Source organism: Pseudooceanicola sediminis (assembly GCF_003575965.1).
Taxonomy (GTDB): domain Bacteria; phylum Pseudomonadota; class Alphaproteobacteria; order Rhodobacterales; family Rhodobacteraceae; genus Pseudooceanicola; species Pseudooceanicola sediminis.
The window spans coordinates 323572-342226 of the sequence record NZ_QWJJ01000001.1; the positions used below are offsets into that span (position 1 = coordinate 323572).

The window sequence follows — 18655 nt, forward strand, 5'->3', positions numbered from 1 at the left end:
CCCACGATCCAACCCGCCCCGAAGGATCCGCCTGAACGGACCCTCCCCAGCCGATCCTCCCCAGCCGATCCGCCCCAGCCGATCCGCCCCAGCCGATCCGCCTCAGCCGATCCGGTAGTTCGGGCTTTCGCGGGTGATCTGCACATCGTGCACATGACTCTCGCTCAGGCCCGCGCCGGTGATCTTGACGAAATTGCAATTGCTGTTCATCTCGGCCACCGTCGCGCAGCCGGTATAGCCCATGGCGGCGCGCAGACCGCCGACCAGCTGGTGCAACACCGCGCCCGCCGACCCCTTGTAGGGCACCTGCCCCTCGATGCCCTCGGGCACCAGCTTGTCACTGGCGGCATCCTTCTGGAAATACCGATCGGCCGACCCGCGCGCCATCGCACCCAGGCTGCCCATGCCACGATAGCTCTTGTAGGTCCGGCCCTGGTACAGGATCACCTCGCCCGGGCTCTCGTCGGTCCCGGCGATCATGCTGCCGACCATGGCGACACTGGCACCCGCCGCAATCGCCTTTGCGAAATCGCCGGAAAACTTGATGCCACCATCGGCGATCACCGGCACATCACCCGCCGCACCCGCACAATCCATGATCGCGGTCAGCTGCGGCACGCCGACACCGGCAACCATCCGCGTGGTACAGATCGACCCAGGCCCGATGCCCACCTTGATGGCATCCGCACCCGCATCGATCAATGCCCGCGTGGCCGAGGCCGTGGCCACGTTGCCCGCCACCACCTGCACGCTGTTCGAGATCATCTTGACCCGCTCGACCGCCCGCGCCACGCCTTCTGAATGCCCATGCGCCGTGTCGATCACGATCAGGTCACAGCCCGCATCGATCAGCGCCTGGCTGCGCTCGAACCCGGCATCGCCCACGGTCGTCGCCGCCGCCACCCGCAAGCGTCCCAGGTCATCCTTGCACGCCGTCGGGTTCAGCACCGCCTGCTCGGTATCCTTCAGCGTCAGCAGGCCCGTCAGCTTGCCGGTGGCGTCGGTCACCAGCAATTTCTCGATCCGACGTTCCTTCATCATGCCGATGGCCTGATCCCGGTCCGCCGGCTCATGCAGGATCGCCAGGTCCGCCCCGGTCATCATCGCCGAAACAGGCGTCCGCTCATCCTGGGCAAAGCGCATGTCGCGGTTGGTCACGATCCCCAGCACCCGGCCCTTCTCGTCCACCACGGGAAATCCTGAAATCTTGTATTGCTCGCGCAACGCATTGGCATCCGCCAGCGTCTGGTCGGGCCGCAGGGTGATCGGGTTGTAGACGATCCCGCTCTCGAACCGCTTGACGCGGCGCACTTCCGCGGCCTGTTCGTCAATGCTCAGGTTGCGATGAATCACCCCCATGCCCCCCGCCTGCGCCAGGCAGATCGCCATACGGCTTTCGGTCACGGTGTCCATGGCCGAACTCAGCAGCGGAATGTTCAGGGAAATGCTCTTCGTGACCCGCGTCCGCGTATCCGCCGTCGACGGCAATACCGAAGAAGCAGCAGGAACAAGCAGTACGTCATCGAAGGTCAAAGCCTCGCGAATCTCCATCGGGTCTCTCCATGGGTCAGTTCACTTGGCGCTTCCCTATTACACGGATGCAGGTCAGGCGAAAGATCAAAAGAGAGCGCGACACCGCGTGCAACCACGCACCGTTCCCATCATCTGACAGGAATCGCCACATCAACGCACGCCCCCAAAACGCGCAGCCCGAACCCTCGTCCTCAGGCGCAACCGGCTTTCTCATCTGGCCCAAAATACCCGCGGGCACAGCCCGCAGCCCCGGCCTGCGTCCATCACCCCGCCGGCCCCCCGACGCACCGTTCGGACACCGCCCGGATACCGTTCAAATACCGACGTCGGAATTGCGTTATTTCAAAGACTTAGCGGTTTCATACCGCCACGTAGGTGCGCCCCCTTTTGCTTCCCCCCCGTTTTGCCTAGAGTGCACCGAACCCGAGATCGAGGACAGCATGAGCGAACAGGACCCCCTGGTGATCTTCACCCCTTCCGGCAAACGCGGACGCTTTCCCGCCGGAACCCCCGTCCTTCATGCCGCCCGGTCTCTCGGCGTCGACCTAGATTCGGTCTGCGGCGGCCGCGGCATCTGCTCCAAATGCCAGATCACCCCGAGCTATGGTGACTTCTCCAAGCATGGCGTCACCGTGCATGACGACGCCCTGTCCGAATGGAACAAGGTCGAACAGCGCTACGAGGACAAACGCGGCCTCAAACCCGGCCGCCGTCTCGGCTGCCAGGCGCAGATCCTGCGCGACGTGGTGATCGATGTTCCCGCCGAAAGCCAGGTGCACAAGCAGGTCATCCGCAAACGCGCCGATACCCGCGCCATCGTGATGGATCCCGCCACCCGCCTCTACTTCGTCGAGGTGCTCGAACCGGACATGCACGAACCCTCCGGTGACTTCGAACGCATCGCCGCCGCCCTCGCGGACCAGTGGAAAATCAACGGGTTGATCGCCGATCTCAGCATGATGGCGAAACTGCAACCGGTGCTGCGCAAGGGCAAATGGCAGGTCACGCTCGCCGTGCATCACGACCATACCGGCGCCGCGCCGCGGCTGGTCGAAATCTGGCCCGGCCTGCATGAATCCGGCCTCTACGGGCTGGCCATCGACCTCGGCTCGACCACCATCGCCGCCCACCTGACCGATCTTGAAACGGGCGAGGTCAAGGCCGCCTCGGGCCTGATGAACCCGCAGATCCGCTTTGGCGAAGACCTGATGAGCCGGGTCTCCTACGTCATGATGAACCCCGGCGGTGACCGCGAAATGACGCGCGCCGTGCGCGAGGCTCTCTCTCAACTCGCGATGGAACTGGCCGCCGAAGCAGACATCTCGCCCGATCTCATCGTCGAGGCGGTCGTGGTCTGCAACCCCGTGATGCACCACCTGTTTCTCGGCATCGACCCGGTGGAACTGGGCCAGGCCCCCTTTGCCCTCGCGACCTCCTCGTCGATGTCACTGGCCATGGCCGAACTCGATATCACCTCCATCAACCCCCGGGCGCGCGGCTATATCCTGCCCTGCATCGCGGGCCACGTCGGGGCCGATGCCGCCGCCGTCGCCCTCTCGGAAGCCCCTGAAAAATCAGAGGATCTTGTGCTGATCATCGATGTCGGCACCAATGCGGAAATCCTGCTCGGCAATACCACGCGCGTGCTTGCCTGCTCCTCGCCCACCGGCCCCGCCTTTGAGGGTGCGCAGATTTCCTCGGGCCAGCGCGCCGCCCCCGGCGCCATCGAGCGGGTCGAGATCGACCCCGACACGAAAGAACCGCGCTTTCGCGTCATCGGCTCCGACATCTGGTCCGACGACCCTGCCTTTGCCGAGGCCGTCGGCGCCTCCGGCATCACTGGCATCTGCGGCTCGGGCATCATCGAGGCCGTGGCCGAAATGCGCATGGCGGGTATTCTCGACGCCTCCGGCCTGATCGGCTCGGCCAGCCAGACCGGCACCCCCCGGTGCATCGCAGAGGGGCGCACGCATTCCTACGTGCTACATGACGCGACCGCCGACAACGGCCCCCTGATCAGTGTCACCCAGGGCGACATCCGCGCCATTCAGCTTGCGAAATCAGCGCTTTATGCCGGTGCGCGGTTGCTGATGGATGAAATGGGTGTCGACAAGGTCGATCGTATCGTTCTGGCCGGGGCCTTCGGCGCGCATATCTCGTCAAAGCATGCGATGGTGCTGGGCATGATCCCCGACGCCCCGCTCAACAAGGTCTCCTCGGCCGGCAACGCCGCAGGGACAGGCGCGCGCATTGCGCTGTGCAACATCGCTGCCCGCAAGGCGATCGAGGCCAATGTCAGCAAGATCACCAAGGTCGAAACCGCCATCGCCCCCGCCTTCCAGGAACACTTCGTCTCGGCAAACGCGATCCCCCATGCAACCGCCCCCTTCCCGGAACTCGCCCGGATCGTCACCCTGCCCGCCGTCAGCTTCAATTCCGGCGGTGAAGACGGCGGGGGACGCACCCGGCGCGGGCGGCGGCGAGGCTGAGAAAGGGCTGCGACGGGACGGATCGCGCGCGCCGGTAACTCTTTTTAACATCTTCTCTGCGCAGTATCGGGAAATCAGGCGCGTGATCTGCTCTTTCAACTTGACGGGGCAAACACCTTGAATTAGCTCGGTCCTCGCGCGGCGGGTGTAGCTCAATGGTAGAGCTTTTGCTTCCCAAGCAAGTGACGAGGGTTCGATTCCCTTCACCCGCTCCAGTTCTTTTCCGCCCGGATCGCTTCGGCCCGTTCAACGCCATGGCCTCGGTGGCGTTTCGCGCCAAGACCGGCCTAGAATGACTTGAACGCTTTCCTGAAATCCCTGCCCCTCGCTCTCGGTATCTGTGTTTTGGGCCTGGTCGGCGGGATGATTGCCCACTACGCCCATGCGCCGCTGCCCTACATGCTCGGCTCGTTGTTCTGCGTTGCACTCGTGACCGGCCTGATGCCGGGGCTCCTGCCGCAGAACTACCGCTTTCCCGAACATTTCCGCTCCATCTTCATCGGCATGATCGGTGCCACCATCGGCGCCAAGATCACGTGGGACGTGCTGGCGCAATTGCCGCAAGTGGCGCTGTCGATGGCCGCGCTGACCCTGTTCGTGCCGCTGACACAATGGCTCAACTTCTTGATTTTCCACAAGATAGGCCGCTACGATCGCCCGACAGCCTTTTTCTCGGGATCACCCGGCGGCCTGATCGAGGCCATCGTCTCGGGCGAAGCGGCGGGCGCGGATGTGCGCATCCTGGCCGTGCAGCAATTCCTGCGTATCATCATGGTGGTGACCTGCCTGCCCATCGGCCTGTCGCTGTACTATGGCCACCCTGTCGGTTCGGCCGCCGGCATGTCGTTGAACCGCACCGCGGTCGGGGCCGAACATATCCCGGAGGTTCTTGCGGTTGCCATCCTCGGGTTGCTGATCTTTCGCCGCCTCAAGATCCCCGCGTCGCAATTGATCGGGCCGCTGATCTGTGCCGCAATCGTGACGCTGTCAGGGTTGGCGGTGATCCAGGCGCCGTCCTGGTTGATCAGTGGCTGCCAGGTGGTGATCGGCGCATCTCTCGGGACACGTTTTGCCGGGATGAACCTGGGGCGGCTGGTTCGGGCGACCGGGCTCAGCCTGCTGTCGGTCGGCACGATGGTGGCCGTGGGCCTTGCCATGGCGCTCAGCATCGCACCGATCACCGGGCAGCACATGGACGTCTTGCTGATTTCGTTTTCGCCCGGCGGCGTGACCGAAATGGCGCTGATCGCCCTCAGCCTGAACGCAAATCCGGCGGTGGTCACGCTGCACCATCTCTACCGGATCATCCTGACCGTGGCGATGCTGGGCGTGGCGAAACGCCGGCAATGGTTCCCGGCCCCCGCCGAACGGCAGGATCCGGGCCAGTCCTAGCTTTCGGCTTTTTCTTCCAGCTGCATCCATTCGGCTTCGGCACGCGACAGATCCGCCTGGCGCGCCGTCAGGGCCTCGGTACCCTTGGAAAACTTTACCGGTTCTTTTTGGTAAAGATCCGGCTGGGCCAGGAATTCTTCCAGCTTGGCGATCTCGGCCTCAAGCTTTTCGATGACCGCGGGCAGTTCCTCGAGGCGATGCCGCTCGGTAAACGAAAGACCCGATTTCTTGCCTTTGCCACTGTCTTTTGAGGGCTGAGCCGGGGCTCTCGGGGCTGCCTTGGCACGGGATTCAGCTTCTGCCGCAACCTCCTTGCGCTGCGCCTGGTAGTCGGTCCAGCCGCCGGCATACACCGTGGCCCGGCCATCCCCCTCCATCGCCACCGTCGTCGAGGCCACCCGATCCAGAAAATCCCGGTCGTGGCTGACCAGCAGAACGGTGCCATCGTAATCGTCCAGCAGTTCCTGCAACAGGTCCAGCGTCTCGACATCCAGATCGTTGGTCGGTTCGTCCATCACCAGCAGGTTGGATTCCCGGGCCATCAGCTTGGCCAGCAGCAGCCGCGCCTTTTCCCCACCCGACAGTGACCGGACAGGGGCACGTGCCTGCGCCTCGTCGAACAGGAAATCCTTGAGATAGGCCACCACGTGCTTGGGCGTGCCACGCACCATTACCTGATCCGCCTGCCCCGACACCCGCATGTCCTTGTCGCCGGTAAGGCTCTCCCACAGCGTCATCTTGGGGTCCAGCGCCGCGCGGCTCTGATCGAAGATCGCCGGCAACAGGTTGGAGCCAAGCTTGACCGTGCCGGAATCCGGTGCCTCTTCGCCCATCAGCATTTTCAGCAGGGTCGTCTTGCCAACGCCGTTCGGTCCGACAAAGGCCACCCGATCGCCACGGTTGATCTTGAGGTCGAAACCGCTGACGATCTGCTTGCCACCAAACGATTTTTGCAGGCCCTCGGCCTCGATGACCTTGCGCCCGGATTGCTGGCCGCTGTCAAAGGCCATTGCGGCGGTGCCCTGGCGGCGGATCTGGCCGGCGCTTTCAGCGCGCAGGTCCTGCAGCGCGCGCACCCGGCCCTGATTGCGCTTGCGCCGGGCGCTGATGCCTTCGACCGCCCATTTCGCTTCGGCCTTGATCTTGCGGTTCAGCTTGTGGCGGGCGACGTCCTCGTCCTCCCAGACCTTGTCGCGCCAGAGCTCGAAATTCTCGAATCCCTTTTCCTGACGACGCACCTGGCCCCGGTCGATCCAAAGCGTGGCGCGGGTCAGGTTGCGCAGAAACGCCCGGTCGTGCGAAATCAGCACATAGGCGGTGCGGGTCTGGGCAAGTTCGGCCTCGAGCCAGGCGATCGCCTCGATGTCGAGGTGGTTGGTCGGTTCGTCGAGCAGCATCAGCTCAGGCGCTTCGGCCATCAATTTTGCCAAGGCGGCCCGGCGACGTTCCCCACCCGAGGCAGTATCGACCGGGCGGGAGGGATCGAATTTCAGACCCTCGCCCGCGATCTCGACCTTGTATTGTTCGGAAATGTCGAGGCGCGACATGGCAAAATCGCCGAGGGTCGCGAAGCCGGACATGTCCGGTTCCTGTTCCATGTAGCCAACGGCGGTCCCGGGCGCCATGACGACATCGCCGCGGTCAGCCTCGACGAAGCCGGCCATGACTTTCATCAGGGTTGATTTGCCAGAGCCGTTGCGCCCGACAAGGGCGACACGGTCGCCTTGCTGAACGGTCAGGGAAAGGTCATCGAAAACGGGATCGCCACCGAAAGTCAGGGAGATGCCGGAAAGTTGGAGAAGGGGTGCCTGTGCCATGTGCGGCAGCTAATCAGGCGGCGGGTCGGCGTCAAGCGGTGCTTTGCAGGCTGGCCTGGGCAGGGCCTGTGCAGAGGCTGGGCTGATATGGGGCGCGGGCTGGGCGGAGGCTGGCTCGAAGGGGGCTCTGCCCCCGCCGCGCGTGCCGCGCGCCTCCCCCGGGGTATTTTCGGCCAGATGACAGGGAAGCCAGATGACAGGGAGAGGATGCAGGGGAACCAGATACATCGCCTGGGCTGGCGCGTCAATTGGCGGAGAGACGCAGCAGCCGTTTGCGGGCGGCGGGAATGGCGCGGATCTCGAGCCCGGTGAAGACATGCAGCGTGTTCATCCGGGCATCGACCACGGCATGATCGGACACCCAGCCGCCCATGAGCAGATATGTGCGCAGCAGTGGCGGCATTCCCAGAACGGCGCGTTTGCGATCCGGCGTGCGACGCAGTTTCTGGGCAAAGCGGAAGACGCGCGGCGCCTTGACCCGCGGCAGCCATCGTTTCGGGGCGAGATGGCGTTCCTTGAGAACGGCGAAGGCATCGAGATAGGCGTCGGCATCGGTGCCCTTGAAGGAGGAGCAGCCAAAGAGCATCTCGACGCCGTTGTCATCGACATAGGCGGTCATTGCGGCCCAGGCAACGCGCAGGATATCGGCGTCGTGGTGGTCGGGATGAATGCAGAATCGCCCCATTTCGACCATCGGACCTTCGAAGGATTCGAGGCTGGAGAGTTCGTAATATTGTGCCGAATAGCTGCGCCCGATCTCTCGGCCTGCGCTGAGCGGGAGAATGCGGAAACAGCAGACCAGCGTGCCGTCGCGCTGATCCTCCACCAGCACATGGGTGCAGATCCTGTCAAAATCGTCGATGTCGCGGGGCGCGGCAGAGGCCCCGTCCGGCGCGCCGAAAAACGCCAGGGATCGCAGGTGCTGCGCGGATTGCACGTCCGCCTCCGTTTCAGCGATGCGGGCGGCGTAGCGCCCCTTCTTCAGTGTCAGCATTCTTGTTGCTCCGACAGGACCCCGAGGCATGATAGGCCCCGGTTACCATGTCAGATGTGACCTCAGCGTGACAGAAGGAAGGTTCCGCTGCGCGATTTCCGGCAACGTCCGGCGAATAGAGGGCGCCTTACCGGCGCCCGAGGCCTATTCCGCACCGAGCACGGAGGCAGCGTCAAAGGTGCCGAGGTTGCCCAGCAACTGGCGTATGAATGTCTTGTCGGCGGTCGAGGAATCGGTCACCCGACGGGTCAGAGGCACCACACGGCCCTGATCGAGGCCGAAGGTTTCGATGTTGCTGACGGTGCCGGAGGGCGCAAAGCTGATGGCCAGCACTTCGCGTGACACCACTGTTGGCCGCAGGAAGGCGTAGTGGCGCACCCGCGAGCGGACGTAGTACAGGCTGCTGTCCTTGAGCACGCCCGCCGTGGTCGGCGGACCCGCGACCTCTTCCACGGTGTCGCGGGTATCGACACCGACGGTGATCTGGGAAAGCTGTCCTTCGTCGGGCATATATCCGTGATTGCGGTATTGCGCCGAGCAGGCCGACAGGCCGACAATGGCGACGAGCGACACCAGCCACCCTGCCCTGATCTTGTTGCGCCCCATCTTTGCCCCTCTTGTATTCAACCGCACAGGCTTTTACCTCGCTTACAGAAGGAACGCGGCCTGTTCAAGAAAGGAAGCCATGACCGATCCCACAGCGGACGCCCTGCGCGTCTCGACACTGTCAAAGACCACAGCAACCCCGTTCGAGGTGCGCCCCGATGCCGAGCTGCTGGGCCAGATTGCCGGGCGCCTTGAGCTGATCGGCCTGCGCAAGCTGAGCTTTCGTGGCGATGTGCGCGCGGACGGCAAGGCGGACTGGCTGCTGAAAGGGCAGTTGGGTGCGACGGTCGTCCAGCCCTGTTCGGTCACTTTGGAGCCCGTCACCACCCGTATCGACCAGCCGGTCTTGCGCCGATTTACGCCGACGCTGCCCGACGAGGAGGGCGATTCCGACGAAATCGAGATGCCGGAGGACGAAACGCTGGAAAAGCTCGGCACCCATATCGACCCGAGCAGCGTGATGGAGGAGGAGCTGGCCCTGGCGCTTCCGCTGTATCCGCGGGCCGAGGGGGTGGCGCCGGTCGAGATCGCGGTTACGGAGCCGGGGCGCGCGCCGATGACCGACGAGGACGCGAAACCGTTTGCCGGCCTGGCAGGCCTGATGTCGGAGCTTGACCCAAACGCGGCAAAAGACGACGACGACGGCAAGGCGTGATCACACCTCTGGAAAGAGGCAAAGAATCGCTTGCGCCGGCAAGATTTAGAAGTATTTTCGCGCCTCCATCCGAATTTTGGGTTGAATGCAGAGGCCGGGTCCGACTATGAGCCTCGCATCCGACTGAAACCGGGCCGATGTGCCCCCGAATTACAGATAAGGTTGTGACATGGCTGTCCAACAGAACAAAGTCTCCAAGTCGCGCCGCAACAACCGTCGTGCGCATGACTCCCTCGTGGCTGCAAACCCGAACGAGTGCCCCTCCTGTGGCGAGCTGAAACGCCCGCACCACGTGTGCCCGTCCTGCGGCAACTATGCCGACCGTGAAGTTATCGCCATGGTCGATGAAGTCGATCTCGACGAAGACGCGGCATAAGTCGGGTTCGGGAGGGCTGGTCGTCTTCTATGTCTGAGACGGATACGCCAGTTTCAGCGGTGCAAGCGCCCGAGCCCAAAGGCCGGATCGTTCTTTCCATTGACGCCATGGGTGGCGATCGTGGGCCGGCGACGGTTGTCGCCGGCATGGCGCGTTCTGCGCGCAAGAATCCCGATATCAACTTTATCCTGCACGGCCCACGGGCCGAGCTGGAAAAGCTGGTGGGAAAGCGACGCTATCTGGCCGACCGGGTCGAGATCCGGGATGCCTCCGACGTCGTGACGATGGACGACAAGCCGAGCCAGGTCGTGCGGCACGGCAAGCAAACCTCGATGTGGTCTGCCCTGGATGCTGTGCGCGCTGGCGATGCCTCTGTTTGCGTATCCTGTGGCAACACCGGGGCGCTGATGGCGCTGTCGATGATGCGCCTGCGCAAGCTGCCGGGGGTCAACCGGCCGGCCATTGCCGTTCTGTGGCCATCGCGCAATCCGCAGGGTTTCAATGTCATGCTGGATGTCGGCGCGGATATTCGCGCCGACGAGAGCGACCTGCTGCAATATGCGCTGATGGGTTCGTCCTATGCGCGCAACGGCTTGCACCTCCCCCGCCCTCGCGTAGGCCTGCTGAACGTCGGCACCGAGGAGCACAAGGGCCGGACCGAGCTGAAAGCCGCGCATGAGATGATCCAGACCGCATCGGAAGCGGCGAATTTCGAATTCGTCGGCTTTGTCGAAGGCGGCGATATTCCCGGTGATCGCTGCGATGTGATCGTGACGGATGGGTTTACCGGCAACGTGGCCCTGAAAACCGGCGAAGGCACAGCGAGCCTGATCGGTGATCTGCTGAAAGAAGCGTTCAAATTCACACCCTTGTCGCGGATCGCCGCCGTTCTGGCGCTGACCTCGATGCGACGTCTGAAAAAGCGCATCGATCCGCGCCGGGTCAACGGTGGCGTGTTCCTGGGCCTGAACGGACCGGTCGTGAAGTCGCACGGGTCTGCTGACGCGACAGGGGTTTCCGCCGCCATCAAACTGGCCTATCAGCTGGCGCTGTCCGGGTTTCAGGACAAAATCGCTGCACGGGTTGCATCTGCCGTTTCGCTGGCACAGGATGCCGCGGAACGGGAGACGGGAACGGAATGACACTTCGCTCAGTTGCAACAGGCGTCGGGCACTATCTGCCAGAACGAGTGGTTCCGAACAGCGAATTCGAAAAGAGCCTGGACACGTCGGACGAATGGATTCGCACCCGGTCGGGCATCGAGCGTCGTCATTTTGCAGCCGAAGGCGAAACCACCTCTCAGATGGCTACCGCTGCGGCGCGCAACGCGCTTGAGATGGCCGGGCTGACGCCAGATGACATAGATGCGATTGTCGTCGCAACCTCGACCCCCGATCTGACCTTTCCCTCGGTCGGCACCATGGTGCAGAACGGGCTGGGCATGACACGTGGCTTTGCCTACGACGTTCAGGCAGTCTGCGCCGGGTTCATCTTTGCGATGGCGAATGCCAATGGGCTGATCCTGTCAGGCCAGGCCGAACGGGTGCTGGTGATCGGCGCGGAGACCTTCTCTCGGATCATGGACTGGACCGACAGGTCGACCTGTGTGCTGTTCGGTGATGGCGCCGGTGCGGTCGTGCTCGAGGCGCGCAACGGCAGCGGATCCTCCGATGATCGCGGCATCCTGTCCAGCGACCTGAACTCGGACGGTCGTTACCGCGAAATGCTTTACGTTGACGGGGGTGTTTCCACCTCAGGGGACTCGGGCAAGTTACGCATGCAGGGTAACCCCCTGTTCCGGCAGGCCGTCGGAAAACTGGCCGATACCGCAGAAGCCGCACTGGGCAAGGCAGGTCTGAGCGGGACCGACGTAGATTGGATCGTGCCGCACCAGGCCAACATCCGCATCATCCAGGGCACCGCAAAACGCATGGGAGTGTCGATGGACAAGGTGATCGTGACCGTACAGGATCACGGCAACACCTCTGCGGCATCGATTCCCCTCGCCCTGTCTGTCGGCGTGGCGGAGGGCAAGATTCGTCAGGGCCAGCTGCTCGTTGCCGAGGCAATTGGCGGTGGACTGGCCTGGGGATCGGTCGTACTGCGCTGGTAAGGTCGATTAAGGCCGTTAGGCCCATCGTCACAAACCATTGATATTGACTCGGAAAATGCAGCACGCCTATTCTGACGCAACCAGAGAGGGACGGGGAATGAGTGAAAAAACATTGACGCGCATGGACCTTAGCGAAGCAGTCTTCCGTGAGGTCGGCCTGTCGCGCAACGATTCAGCACAATTGGTCGAGACCGTACTGGCGCATATGTCAGATGCCTTGGTCAAAGGTGAGCAGGTCAAGATTTCGTCTTTCGGCACCTTTTCGGTGCGCGAAAAAGCGGCCCGGATCGGGCGCAACCCCAAGACCGGGGAAGAGGTGCCGATCAACCCTCGCCGGGTTCTGACCTTCCGTCCGTCGCACCTGATGAAAGATCGCGTCGCCGCCGGAAACAAGAGCTAAGGCACAACTATGGTTAAGAGCGCCGACGCTTTCCGGACCATCAGCGAAGTCGCCGAATGGCTGGAAACCCCTGCGCATGTCCTGCGTTTCTGGGAGAGCAAATTCAGCCAGGTCAAACCGGTCAAACGGGCGGGCGGACGACGGTACTATCGCCCCACCGATATGGAGCTGCTGGGCGGCATCAAACGGCTGCTGCATGACGAAGGCATGACCATCAAGGGTGTGCAAAAGATGCTGCGCGATCAGGGGATTGCCCATGTCGCCGCGATGTCGCCACCGCTTGAGGACATGGCCGCCCCCCTGCAAGCCGAGATCGTGCCGCTGCGCCGCCCTGCCGCGCCGGAAACGACAGAAGTCGCATCGCGGATGGCAGTTGCCAGCGAGGGCACCTCGCCGGAACAGGCGCCTGAAACCGCCGCCCTCAAGGCCCAAATACCTGCCGACTCGCCCCCCGACGAACACCCCCCTGCGCATGCCGCGGAAGAGAATACCGATATGTCTGCTGATGCGCCCGCCGGCCTCCCCTTCGCGCTGCCCCAAGACCCCGAGGACGACGCCTATGACGTTGCCCCCGGTATCCTTGAACTGCTGGCTGCGCGCCGTACCTCCATGCCGACGGACGTCGCCATGGAGGCCTGGATGCTGGCCCGCAAGCTGACCCGAACGCTCACCTGATCCTGCGTTTGAACGCCCCTGACCGGCCCCGCAGAATTTTGGTCTGGACGCTGGAAAAACCTCTTGCCCTCGCGGTCAGATCGGATATTACACCCGGACATTCGGGCTATAGCGCAGCCTGGTAGCGCGTCCGTCTGGGGGACGGAAGGTCGCAGGTTCGAGTCCTGCTAGCCCGACCAAAAATTCCCCGATAGCCAAATCCGCCGCAGCGAAAGCTCGGCGGATTTGGTGTTTTAAGCCTTGATTTACGGGCCTTTTTACCGCTGTTGCGGCTTTCCTTCGCGCGCTCTGCGTCCTAATCTCGGGCATCACACCGCTAAGGACACGCTATGACCGGCATTCTGGCCAGCCAACATCTGAAACGCATGATTGCCAAGGGCGAGATCGCGGCGGCCCCTGCCGTCATCGACGCGCAGATCCAGCCGGCCAGCCTTGACCTGCGGCTTGGCATGACGGCCTGGCGGGTGCGCGCATCGTTCCTGGCTGGCGAAGGCCGCACGGTACAGGAGCGGCTGAACGAATTCGAAATGCACAAGGTGGACCTGTCGCAGGGTGCCGTGCTGGAAAAGGGCTGCGTCTACGTCGTTCCGCTGATGGAGCATCTGGCCTTGCCCGACGACATCGCGGCGATGGCCAATGCCAAAAGCTCGACCGGGCGACTGGATCTCCTGACGCGTCTGATCACCGACGGCGGCACGGAATTCGACCGTATCCCCAGCGGGTACACCGGGCCTCTGTACGCTGAAATTTGCCCGCGCAGCTTTTCGGTGCTGGTCCGCCCCGGAATGCGCCTGAACCAGATCCGGTTCCGCGCCGGTCAGGCCGGGTTGAGCGATGATGCCCTGCGTGCCCTGCATGCGCAGACACCCCTGGTCGACGGGATCGCGGTGATCGAACAGGGGCTCGGCTTTTCCGTCGACCTGCGCCCGGGCGCAGACAAGCTGGTGGGGTATCGCGCCAAACCGCACACGGGCGTCATAGATCTGGATCTTCTGAACCACTATGACGCCAGCGATTATTGGGAAGAGGTGCGTACGGACGCGCAGCAGATCATCCTTGATCCCGGCGCGTTCTACATCCTTGTCAGCCGGGAATCTGTCACGATTCCACCAGATTACGCAGCCGAGATGGCGCCCTACCTTGCCATGGTGGGAGAGTTCCGCGTGCACTATGCGGGCTTTTTCGACCCTGGCTTCGGCTATGCCGAGGCGGGTGGCGCCGGATCGCGCGGCGTGCTCGAGGTGCGCTGCCACGAGGCGCCCTTTGTGCTGGAACATGGGCAGGTGGTTGGCCGTCTGGTGTTCGAGCGCATGTCGGAGCGGCCAGAGACGCTCTATGGCACTGGAATCGCCTCGAATTACCAGGGTCAGGGGCTGAAGCTGTCGAAGCATTTCCGGGCCGGTTAAGATGAACCGTGCTGTTGCCTTGCTGACCGGCGCCATTGCCGTGGTCGGCGCGAATTCCATGGTGCTGGCGCCGATCACGGCGGCAGTCGCGCGCGACCTGGGCGGAGACCCGGCGGAAATCGTCCAGGCCGCCGCCGCCTATGGCCTGACGACCGCTGTATCCGCGATGTTTCTGGCGCCGCGGTCGGATACCATCGGCGCGGATCGCGCCCTGAACCAGGCGGTGATTATCCTTATTCTTTCGCTGGTTGCGTCCGTATTGGCCCCGAGCAAATGGGCGCTGATCGGCGCGCAGGCCATCGGCGGGCTGGGCGCGGGCATGGCCATTCCCGCGATCTATGTGCTGGCGCCGCAGCTGGGCCCCCGGGGCGAGGAAAAGCGCACGATGGGCCTGGTGCTGAGCGGCTGGACGCTTGCCCTGGTGGCCGGTGTCGCGGGGTCGGGCTTTCTTGCCGAATGGGCCGGATGGCGCGCGGTTTACGTGGTCCTGGGTCTGCTGATGGCGGGTCTGTGGATTGCGATGCGTCGCACAGATCTGAGGGTGCCGCGCATTGCGACCAGCGCGACCTCTCCTCTGACGGCGCTGCGGGTGCCCGGGATCACGCGGGCCTTGTTTTCCGCGCTGATGCTGATGCTGAGCTTTTATGGCACCTATGCCTTTGTCGGGGCCCATGTGGCTGATGCCCTGGGTCGCGGCACCGACGTCGCCGGGATCATAACGCTTTGTTATGGAACAGGTTTCGGGATCTCTGCCCTGCTGGACAGGTACTTTGACAGGCTGCGGCCCGGATTGGCGGGCGCGCTGTCGTTCGCGGCGCTGACAGTGATCTATGCGTTACTGGCCCTACTGGGCACGAACCTGTGGCTGCTGGCGGGGCTGGCCGTGCTGTGGGGCATGGCGCAGCACCTGGCGCTGAACTTTGTGGTGTCGCGGCTGTCGTCGCTGGACCCGAGCCAGCGGGGCGCAATCCTCGGCCTTAACTCTTCGGTAACCTATCTGGCAGTGTTTGGCGGGGCGCTGGCGTTCCGGCATCCCTACGAGGTGAGCGGCTTTGCAATCTGCAACACCGTTTCGGCCATCGTGGCGGCGATAGCATTGGTGGAATGTGTTTATCCCCAAAGGCTTGCGCCGCGAAGCTAATCTTTCCTAACGGATCAGGCGGCGCACTTTCCGTGTGTGATCCGCAATCTTTTTCGTGTGCACAGTCTCATTTGTGCGGTGTGCTTGCGTCCCTGGGGCGTGCCGCCGGCCCGTTGATGCGGACCCTTGGCGACGGCTTTGCGCAGGACCCTGCGCGCAATGCCGTGGAACAAACGTGCGGCGTTCACTGGCGGCGCTTTAAGGGCGAAATTTCGACACAGTATAACACATGGCCGAGGGTGTTGCGCCGCGCGATCGCCCGGCACGGTGCCCCCTTGGTTTGACCGTCCGGGCGTTGCATCGCACCGTCGCATCGGGCCCGGTGCGCGATTGGGTTACGCTTCGTCCTCGAACATGTCGGGCTGGTCGTCGTCGGTGGGGTCGTCCTCGTCAGGGATCGCGCGGCCCGGCGGTGGACGATTGTCGAGCAGACCGGCGGCGCGCAGATCCTTGAGGCCTGGCAGATCGCGCGGCGACTCGAGGCCGAAGTGATCCAGGAACGACGGCGTCACCACGAATGTCACCGGACGGCCGGGCGTCATGCGGCGGCGGCCAAAGCGAATCCATTCCATTTCAAGCAGTTGGTCGACGGTGCCCCGCGACACGGACACGCCCCGGATCTCTTCTATCTCGGCACGGGTGACGGGCTGATGATAGGCGATGATTGCCAGAGTCTCGATCGCGGCGCGGGACAGCTTGCGCGTTTCAACCGTCTCTTTCTGCATCAGAAATCCGAGGTCGGGCGCGGTGCGGATGGCCCAGGCCTCGCCCACCCGGACGATGTTGACGCCCCTGCCCTCATAGCGTTTTGCCAGATTGACCAGCGCCGCCGCGCCATCGCATCCATGGGGCATGCGTGCGTTCAGTTCGGCCACGGAAACAGGTTCGGTAGAGGCGAACAGGATCGCTTCGACCATGCGCTCCTGCTCGCCCATCGGGGGGGCCTCGAACAGGCTGTCACGGGGCGCGTCGCGCCCGGTGGGCACGTCGGTGTCGGTATCGGCGGATTGATCTGCGCTAAGGTCTTGATTCAATGGATTTTCAACGTCGGTATCTGAACGGTGTCGGAGCGGTATCCGAACGGTGTCATTTCGGGTGCTGTGAAAGGCGGGGCCCGGCGCGGCGCGCGGGCCGTCATCCGCGGGATCGGGGGGTGTGTCAGACATTGTCGCCCCTGTCCCTGCGGCGCAGGTGGATCGGTTCAAAGGTATCGGACTGGCGGATTTCCAGCTTGCCTTCCTTGGCCAGCTCAAGCGAGGCGGCGAAGGTGGCGGCGGTGACCGAGCGGCGGCGCATCGGGTCCGAGGTCCAGCCCGGGGGCATGTAGGCCGAAAGATCGGTCCAGCTGCCAGCATAGGCGATCATGCCGCGCATGTGAGCCAGTGCCTGTTCCATGGTGAAGACATTGTCACGATCCATCACGAAGGGGCGGAATTCGTCGCGGGTACGGATGCGCGCATAGGCCTGCATCAGGTCCAGCAGCGTCGCGGAGTAGCTGACGCGGCGCACGCGTGTGACGTCTTCGGGAAGGCCGCGCACAAAGAAATCGCGGCCCCGCTGGTCGCGCGCCATCAGGCGGGCGGCGGCATCGCGCATGGCCTGAAGGCGTTCGAGCTGGAACGCCAGGTGCGCGGCGAGTTCTTCGCCCGAGGGGCCCTCTTCGGTCGGGTCGGGCGGCAGCAGCAGGCGCGATTTCAGAAACGCCAGCCAGGCGGCCATCACAAGATAGTCGGCGGCCAGTTCGATGCGCAGTTTCTTGGCGCGTTCGACAAAGGCCAGGTATTGCTGGGCCAGCATCAGGATGGAGATCCGCCGCAGGTCGACCTTTTGCGTGCGCGACAGCGTCAGCAACAGGTCGAGCGGCCCCTCGAAACCATCGACATCGACAATCAGCGCCTCGGCCGCAAGGCGTTCGGAGACGCTATCGGGGTCTTCCTGAAACAGGTCTTTTTCAGCCATAGAGCGGTCCGTCCAGCAGAGCGGACAGCTTGGCCTCCATGGCGTCAAAGTCAAGCGCGGGGGCGGTATCGGGGCGCATCGAGAGGGCACGTTCGGCGCGTTGCTGCGCGGCGGGGGTCATGAAACCGGCCGCCTCGGCCACCTCCATGCGGTCCTTGAGGTCGGCGTTGCACAGCAGCACGACGTCGCAGCCCGCGGCAAGAGAGCCCCGCGCGATGTCGGTCAGGCTGCCCGAGAGCGCCTTCATCGAGATATCATCGGTCATCAGCAGGTTGTCGAAGCCGATCTGGTTGCGGATCATCTGGATCCCGCGCGGCGACAGGGTGGCCGGCTGATCGGGGTCAAGCGCGTCGTAGACGATATGCGCGGTCATCGCCATCGGCTGATCGTTCAGCACCTTGAACGGCGCGAGGTCGACCGCGTCCAGTTCGGCCAGCGAGGCGGTGACACGCGGCAGTTCCATGTGGCTGTCGGCACGGGCCCGGCCATGGCCGGGGATATGCTTGATCACCGGCAGCACGCCACCGGCCAGCAGGCCCATCGAGACGGCGCGGCCAAGGCCCGCGACCGTGGCGGCATCGGTGCCATAGCACCGGTTGCGCAGAAACGGGTGGGTGCTGTCATCGGCCACGTCGACCAGCGGCGCGCAATTGGTGTCGATGCCGACGCTGCGCATTTCCGCCGCGATGATGGCATAGCGCAGGTACATGGCCGCGATGGGATCTGAGGCGCGCGCGACGAAATCGAGCGGTGCGTCCCATTGGCGAAAGTGCGGCGGGCCAAGGCGCTGTACCCGCCCGCCTTCCTGGTCCAGCAGGATCGGGGCGTTGCGGCCAACGGCCTCGCGCAGCTCGGCGCACAGGGCGGCCGTCTGTTCGGGCGTTTCGATATTGCGGGCGAACAGGATGAAGGCAAAGGGATCGGCGCTGCGGAACACGCGCTTTTCCTCGGGCGTCAGCGTGGTGCCGGTGGGGTCGAGAATGGTGGCTCCGAAGGCCATGCTAACCTCTGACGGCAACTGTCGCTGTTGCCTGTTGCGGATGGCGCGCATCCGGGGGCGAGTGGGGCCGCCGCGCCCATCCCCGAAGGGCGGGCGCGG

General features: G+C 63.9%; 17 protein-coding genes and 2 tRNA genes. 12 read left to right on the forward strand and 7 right to left on the reverse strand.

Annotated elements, in window-relative coordinates; genetic code table 11:
• Window positions 1-102: 102 nt before the first annotated feature.
• The gene (gene guaB, locus DL237_RS01455; RefSeq protein ID WP_119397228.1) at window positions 103-1551 is read right to left on the reverse strand and encodes an IMP dehydrogenase; all 1449 of its coding nucleotides are present in this window, start codon (window positions 1549-1551) and stop codon (window positions 103-105) included.
• 422 nt (window positions 1552-1973) lie between these two features.
• Here guaB and DL237_RS01460 point away from each other — a divergent pair, with 422 nt between their 5' ends.
• The 3 genes from DL237_RS01460 to DL237_RS01470 all read left to right on the forward strand — a co-directional run bounded on the left by DL237_RS01460 (window position 1974) and on the right by DL237_RS01470 (window position 5414).
• The gene (locus DL237_RS01460; RefSeq protein ID WP_119397229.1) at window positions 1974-4022 is read left to right on the forward strand and encodes an ASKHA domain-containing protein; all 2049 of its coding nucleotides are present in this window, start codon (window positions 1974-1976) and stop codon (window positions 4020-4022) included.
• A 141-nt stretch (window positions 4023-4163) separates the two neighbouring features.
• Window positions 4164-4237, forward strand: a tRNA-Gly gene (locus DL237_RS01465).
• Window positions 4238-4319: 82 nt separating this feature from the next.
• Window positions 4320-5414 carry an AbrB family transcriptional regulator gene (locus DL237_RS01470; protein ID WP_233544820.1) on the forward strand — a complete coding sequence of 365 codons (1095 nt, stop codon included), beginning with the start codon at window positions 4320-4322 and terminating at the stop codon, window positions 5412-5414.
• On the opposite strand, the gene DL237_RS01475 is transcribed toward DL237_RS01470, so the two are convergent.
• The 3 genes from DL237_RS01475 to DL237_RS01485 form a co-directional block, all read right to left on the reverse strand.
• Entirely contained in the window at window positions 5411-7231 is a 1821-nt protein-coding gene (locus DL237_RS01475) for an ABC-F family ATP-binding cassette domain-containing protein (protein WP_119397230.1), read from the reverse strand. The two genes, DL237_RS01470 and DL237_RS01475, sit on opposite strands and share 4 nt — an antisense overlap.
• A 244-nt stretch (window positions 7232-7475) precedes the next feature.
• Window positions 7476-8225 carry a GNAT family N-acetyltransferase gene (locus DL237_RS01480; RefSeq protein WP_119397231.1) on the reverse strand — a complete coding sequence of 250 codons (750 nt, stop codon included), beginning with the start codon at window positions 8223-8225 and terminating at the stop codon, window positions 7476-7478.
• Window positions 8226-8369: 144 nt separating this feature from the next.
• Window positions 8370-8831 carry an outer membrane protein assembly factor BamE gene (locus DL237_RS01485; protein WP_119397232.1) on the reverse strand — a complete coding sequence of 154 codons (462 nt, stop codon included), beginning with the start codon at window positions 8829-8831 and terminating at the stop codon, window positions 8370-8372.
• A gap of 79 nt (window positions 8832-8910) precedes the next feature.
• Here DL237_RS01485 and DL237_RS01490 point away from each other — a divergent pair, with 79 nt between their 5' ends.
• The 9 genes from DL237_RS01490 (at window position 8911) to DL237_RS01530 (ending at window position 15597) form a co-directional block, all read left to right on the forward strand.
• A complete protein-coding gene (locus DL237_RS01490; protein WP_119397233.1) occupies window positions 8911-9486 on the forward strand; it encodes a YceD family protein in 576 nt (191 codons plus the stop codon).
• A gap of 169 nt (window positions 9487-9655) precedes the next feature.
• Window positions 9656-9862 (forward strand): 50S ribosomal protein L32, encoded by a 207-nt coding sequence (gene rpmF, locus DL237_RS01495; protein ID WP_119397234.1) that lies wholly within the window; start codon window positions 9656-9658, stop codon window positions 9860-9862.
• A gap of 29 nt (window positions 9863-9891) precedes the next feature.
• Window positions 9892-11004 (forward strand): phosphate acyltransferase PlsX, encoded by a 1113-nt coding sequence (plsX, locus tag DL237_RS01500; protein ID WP_119397235.1) that lies wholly within the window; start codon window positions 9892-9894, stop codon window positions 11002-11004.
• Window positions 11001-11975, forward strand: a complete 975-nt coding sequence (locus tag DL237_RS01505) for a beta-ketoacyl-ACP synthase III (RefSeq protein ID WP_119397236.1) — start codon at window positions 11001-11003, stop codon at window positions 11973-11975. The genes plsX and DL237_RS01505 overlap by 4 nt, the downstream gene beginning before the upstream one ends.
• Window positions 11976-12072: 97 nt before the next feature.
• Entirely contained in the window at window positions 12073-12375 is a 303-nt protein-coding gene (gene ihfA / locus DL237_RS01510) for an integration host factor subunit alpha (protein WP_119397237.1), read from the forward strand.
• A gap of 9 nt (window positions 12376-12384) precedes the next feature.
• The gene (locus DL237_RS01515) at window positions 12385-13050 is read left to right on the forward strand and encodes a MerR family transcriptional regulator (protein ID WP_119397238.1); all 666 of its coding nucleotides are present in this window, start codon (window positions 12385-12387) and stop codon (window positions 13048-13050) included.
• A gap of 102 nt (window positions 13051-13152) precedes the next feature.
• Window positions 13153-13229 (forward strand) — tRNA-Pro (locus DL237_RS01520).
• A gap of 150 nt (window positions 13230-13379) precedes the next feature.
• The gene (locus tag DL237_RS01525; protein WP_119397239.1) at window positions 13380-14456 is read left to right on the forward strand and encodes a 2'-deoxycytidine 5'-triphosphate deaminase; all 1077 of its coding nucleotides are present in this window, start codon (window positions 13380-13382) and stop codon (window positions 14454-14456) included.
• A gap of 1 nt (window position 14457) precedes the next feature.
• Window positions 14458-15597, forward strand: a complete 1140-nt coding sequence (locus DL237_RS01530; protein WP_119397240.1) for an MFS transporter — start codon at window positions 14458-14460, stop codon at window positions 15595-15597.
• Between the two features lie 335 nt (window positions 15598-15932).
• Here DL237_RS01530 and scpB read toward each other — a convergent pair whose 3' ends face one another.
• The 3 genes from scpB to DL237_RS01545 all read right to left on the reverse strand — a co-directional run bounded on the left by scpB (window position 15933) and on the right by DL237_RS01545 (window position 18556).
• Window positions 15933-16532, reverse strand: a complete 600-nt coding sequence (scpB, locus tag DL237_RS01535; protein ID WP_119397342.1) for an SMC-Scp complex subunit ScpB — start codon at window positions 16530-16532, stop codon at window positions 15933-15935.
• A 223-nt stretch (window positions 16533-16755) separates the two neighbouring features.
• Complete coding sequence (locus DL237_RS01540) at window positions 16756-17556, reverse strand: segregation and condensation protein A (RefSeq protein ID WP_119397241.1); 801 nt, start codon at window positions 17554-17556, stop codon at window positions 16756-16758.
• Window positions 17549-18556: a glycoside hydrolase family 3 N-terminal domain-containing protein gene (locus DL237_RS01545; protein WP_119397242.1), complete on the reverse strand. Its 1008-nt coding sequence runs from the start codon at window positions 18554-18556 to the stop codon at window positions 17549-17551. Before DL237_RS01545 ends, DL237_RS01540 begins: the two co-directional genes overlap by 8 nt.
• Window positions 18557-18655: the final 99 nt, after the last annotated feature.

What these genes read in the sequence shown, in the direction of transcription:
- DL237_RS01530 (WP_119397240.1), top strand. Translation starts at nt 14,458, where the DNA reads ATGAACCGTGCTGTTGCCTTGCTGACCGGCGCCATTGCCGTGGTCGGC.
- DL237_RS01515 (WP_119397238.1), top strand. Translation starts at nt 12,385, where the DNA reads ATGGTTAAGAGCGCCGACGCTTTCCGGACCATCAGCGAAGTCGCCGAA.
- DL237_RS01480 (WP_119397231.1), bottom strand. Translation starts at nt 8,225, where the DNA reads ATGCTGACACTGAAGAAGGGGCGCTACGCCGCCCGCATCGCTGAAACG.
- scpB (WP_119397342.1), bottom strand. Translation starts at nt 16,532, where the DNA reads ATGGGCGAGCAGGAGCGCATGGTCGAAGCGATCCTGTTCGCCTCTACC.
- DL237_RS01475 (WP_119397230.1), bottom strand. Translation starts at nt 7,231, where the DNA reads ATGGCACAGGCACCCCTTCTCCAACTTTCCGGCATCTCCCTGACTTTC.
- rpmF (WP_119397234.1), top strand. Translation starts at nt 9,656, where the DNA reads ATGGCTGTCCAACAGAACAAAGTCTCCAAGTCGCGCCGCAACAACCGT.
- DL237_RS01460 (WP_119397229.1), top strand. Translation starts at nt 1,974, where the DNA reads ATGAGCGAACAGGACCCCCTGGTGATCTTCACCCCTTCCGGCAAACGC.
- DL237_RS01525 (WP_119397239.1), top strand. Translation starts at nt 13,380, where the DNA reads ATGACCGGCATTCTGGCCAGCCAACATCTGAAACGCATGATTGCCAAG.
- DL237_RS01505 (WP_119397236.1), top strand. Translation starts at nt 11,001, where the DNA reads ATGACACTTCGCTCAGTTGCAACAGGCGTCGGGCACTATCTGCCAGAA.
- DL237_RS01485 (WP_119397232.1), bottom strand. Translation starts at nt 8,831, where the DNA reads ATGGGGCGCAACAAGATCAGGGCAGGGTGGCTGGTGTCGCTCGTCGCC.
- DL237_RS01545 (WP_119397242.1), bottom strand. Translation starts at nt 18,556, where the DNA reads ATGGCCTTCGGAGCCACCATTCTCGACCCCACCGGCACCACGCTGACG.
- DL237_RS01490 (WP_119397233.1), top strand. Translation starts at nt 8,911, where the DNA reads ATGACCGATCCCACAGCGGACGCCCTGCGCGTCTCGACACTGTCAAAG.
- plsX (WP_119397235.1), top strand. Translation starts at nt 9,892, where the DNA reads ATGTCTGAGACGGATACGCCAGTTTCAGCGGTGCAAGCGCCCGAGCCC.
- DL237_RS01540 (WP_119397241.1), bottom strand. Translation starts at nt 17,556, where the DNA reads ATGGCTGAAAAAGACCTGTTTCAGGAAGACCCCGATAGCGTCTCCGAA.
- guaB (WP_119397228.1), bottom strand. Translation starts at nt 1,551, where the DNA reads ATGGAGATTCGCGAGGCTTTGACCTTCGATGACGTACTGCTTGTTCCT.
- ihfA (WP_119397237.1), top strand. Translation starts at nt 12,073, where the DNA reads ATGAGTGAAAAAACATTGACGCGCATGGACCTTAGCGAAGCAGTCTTC.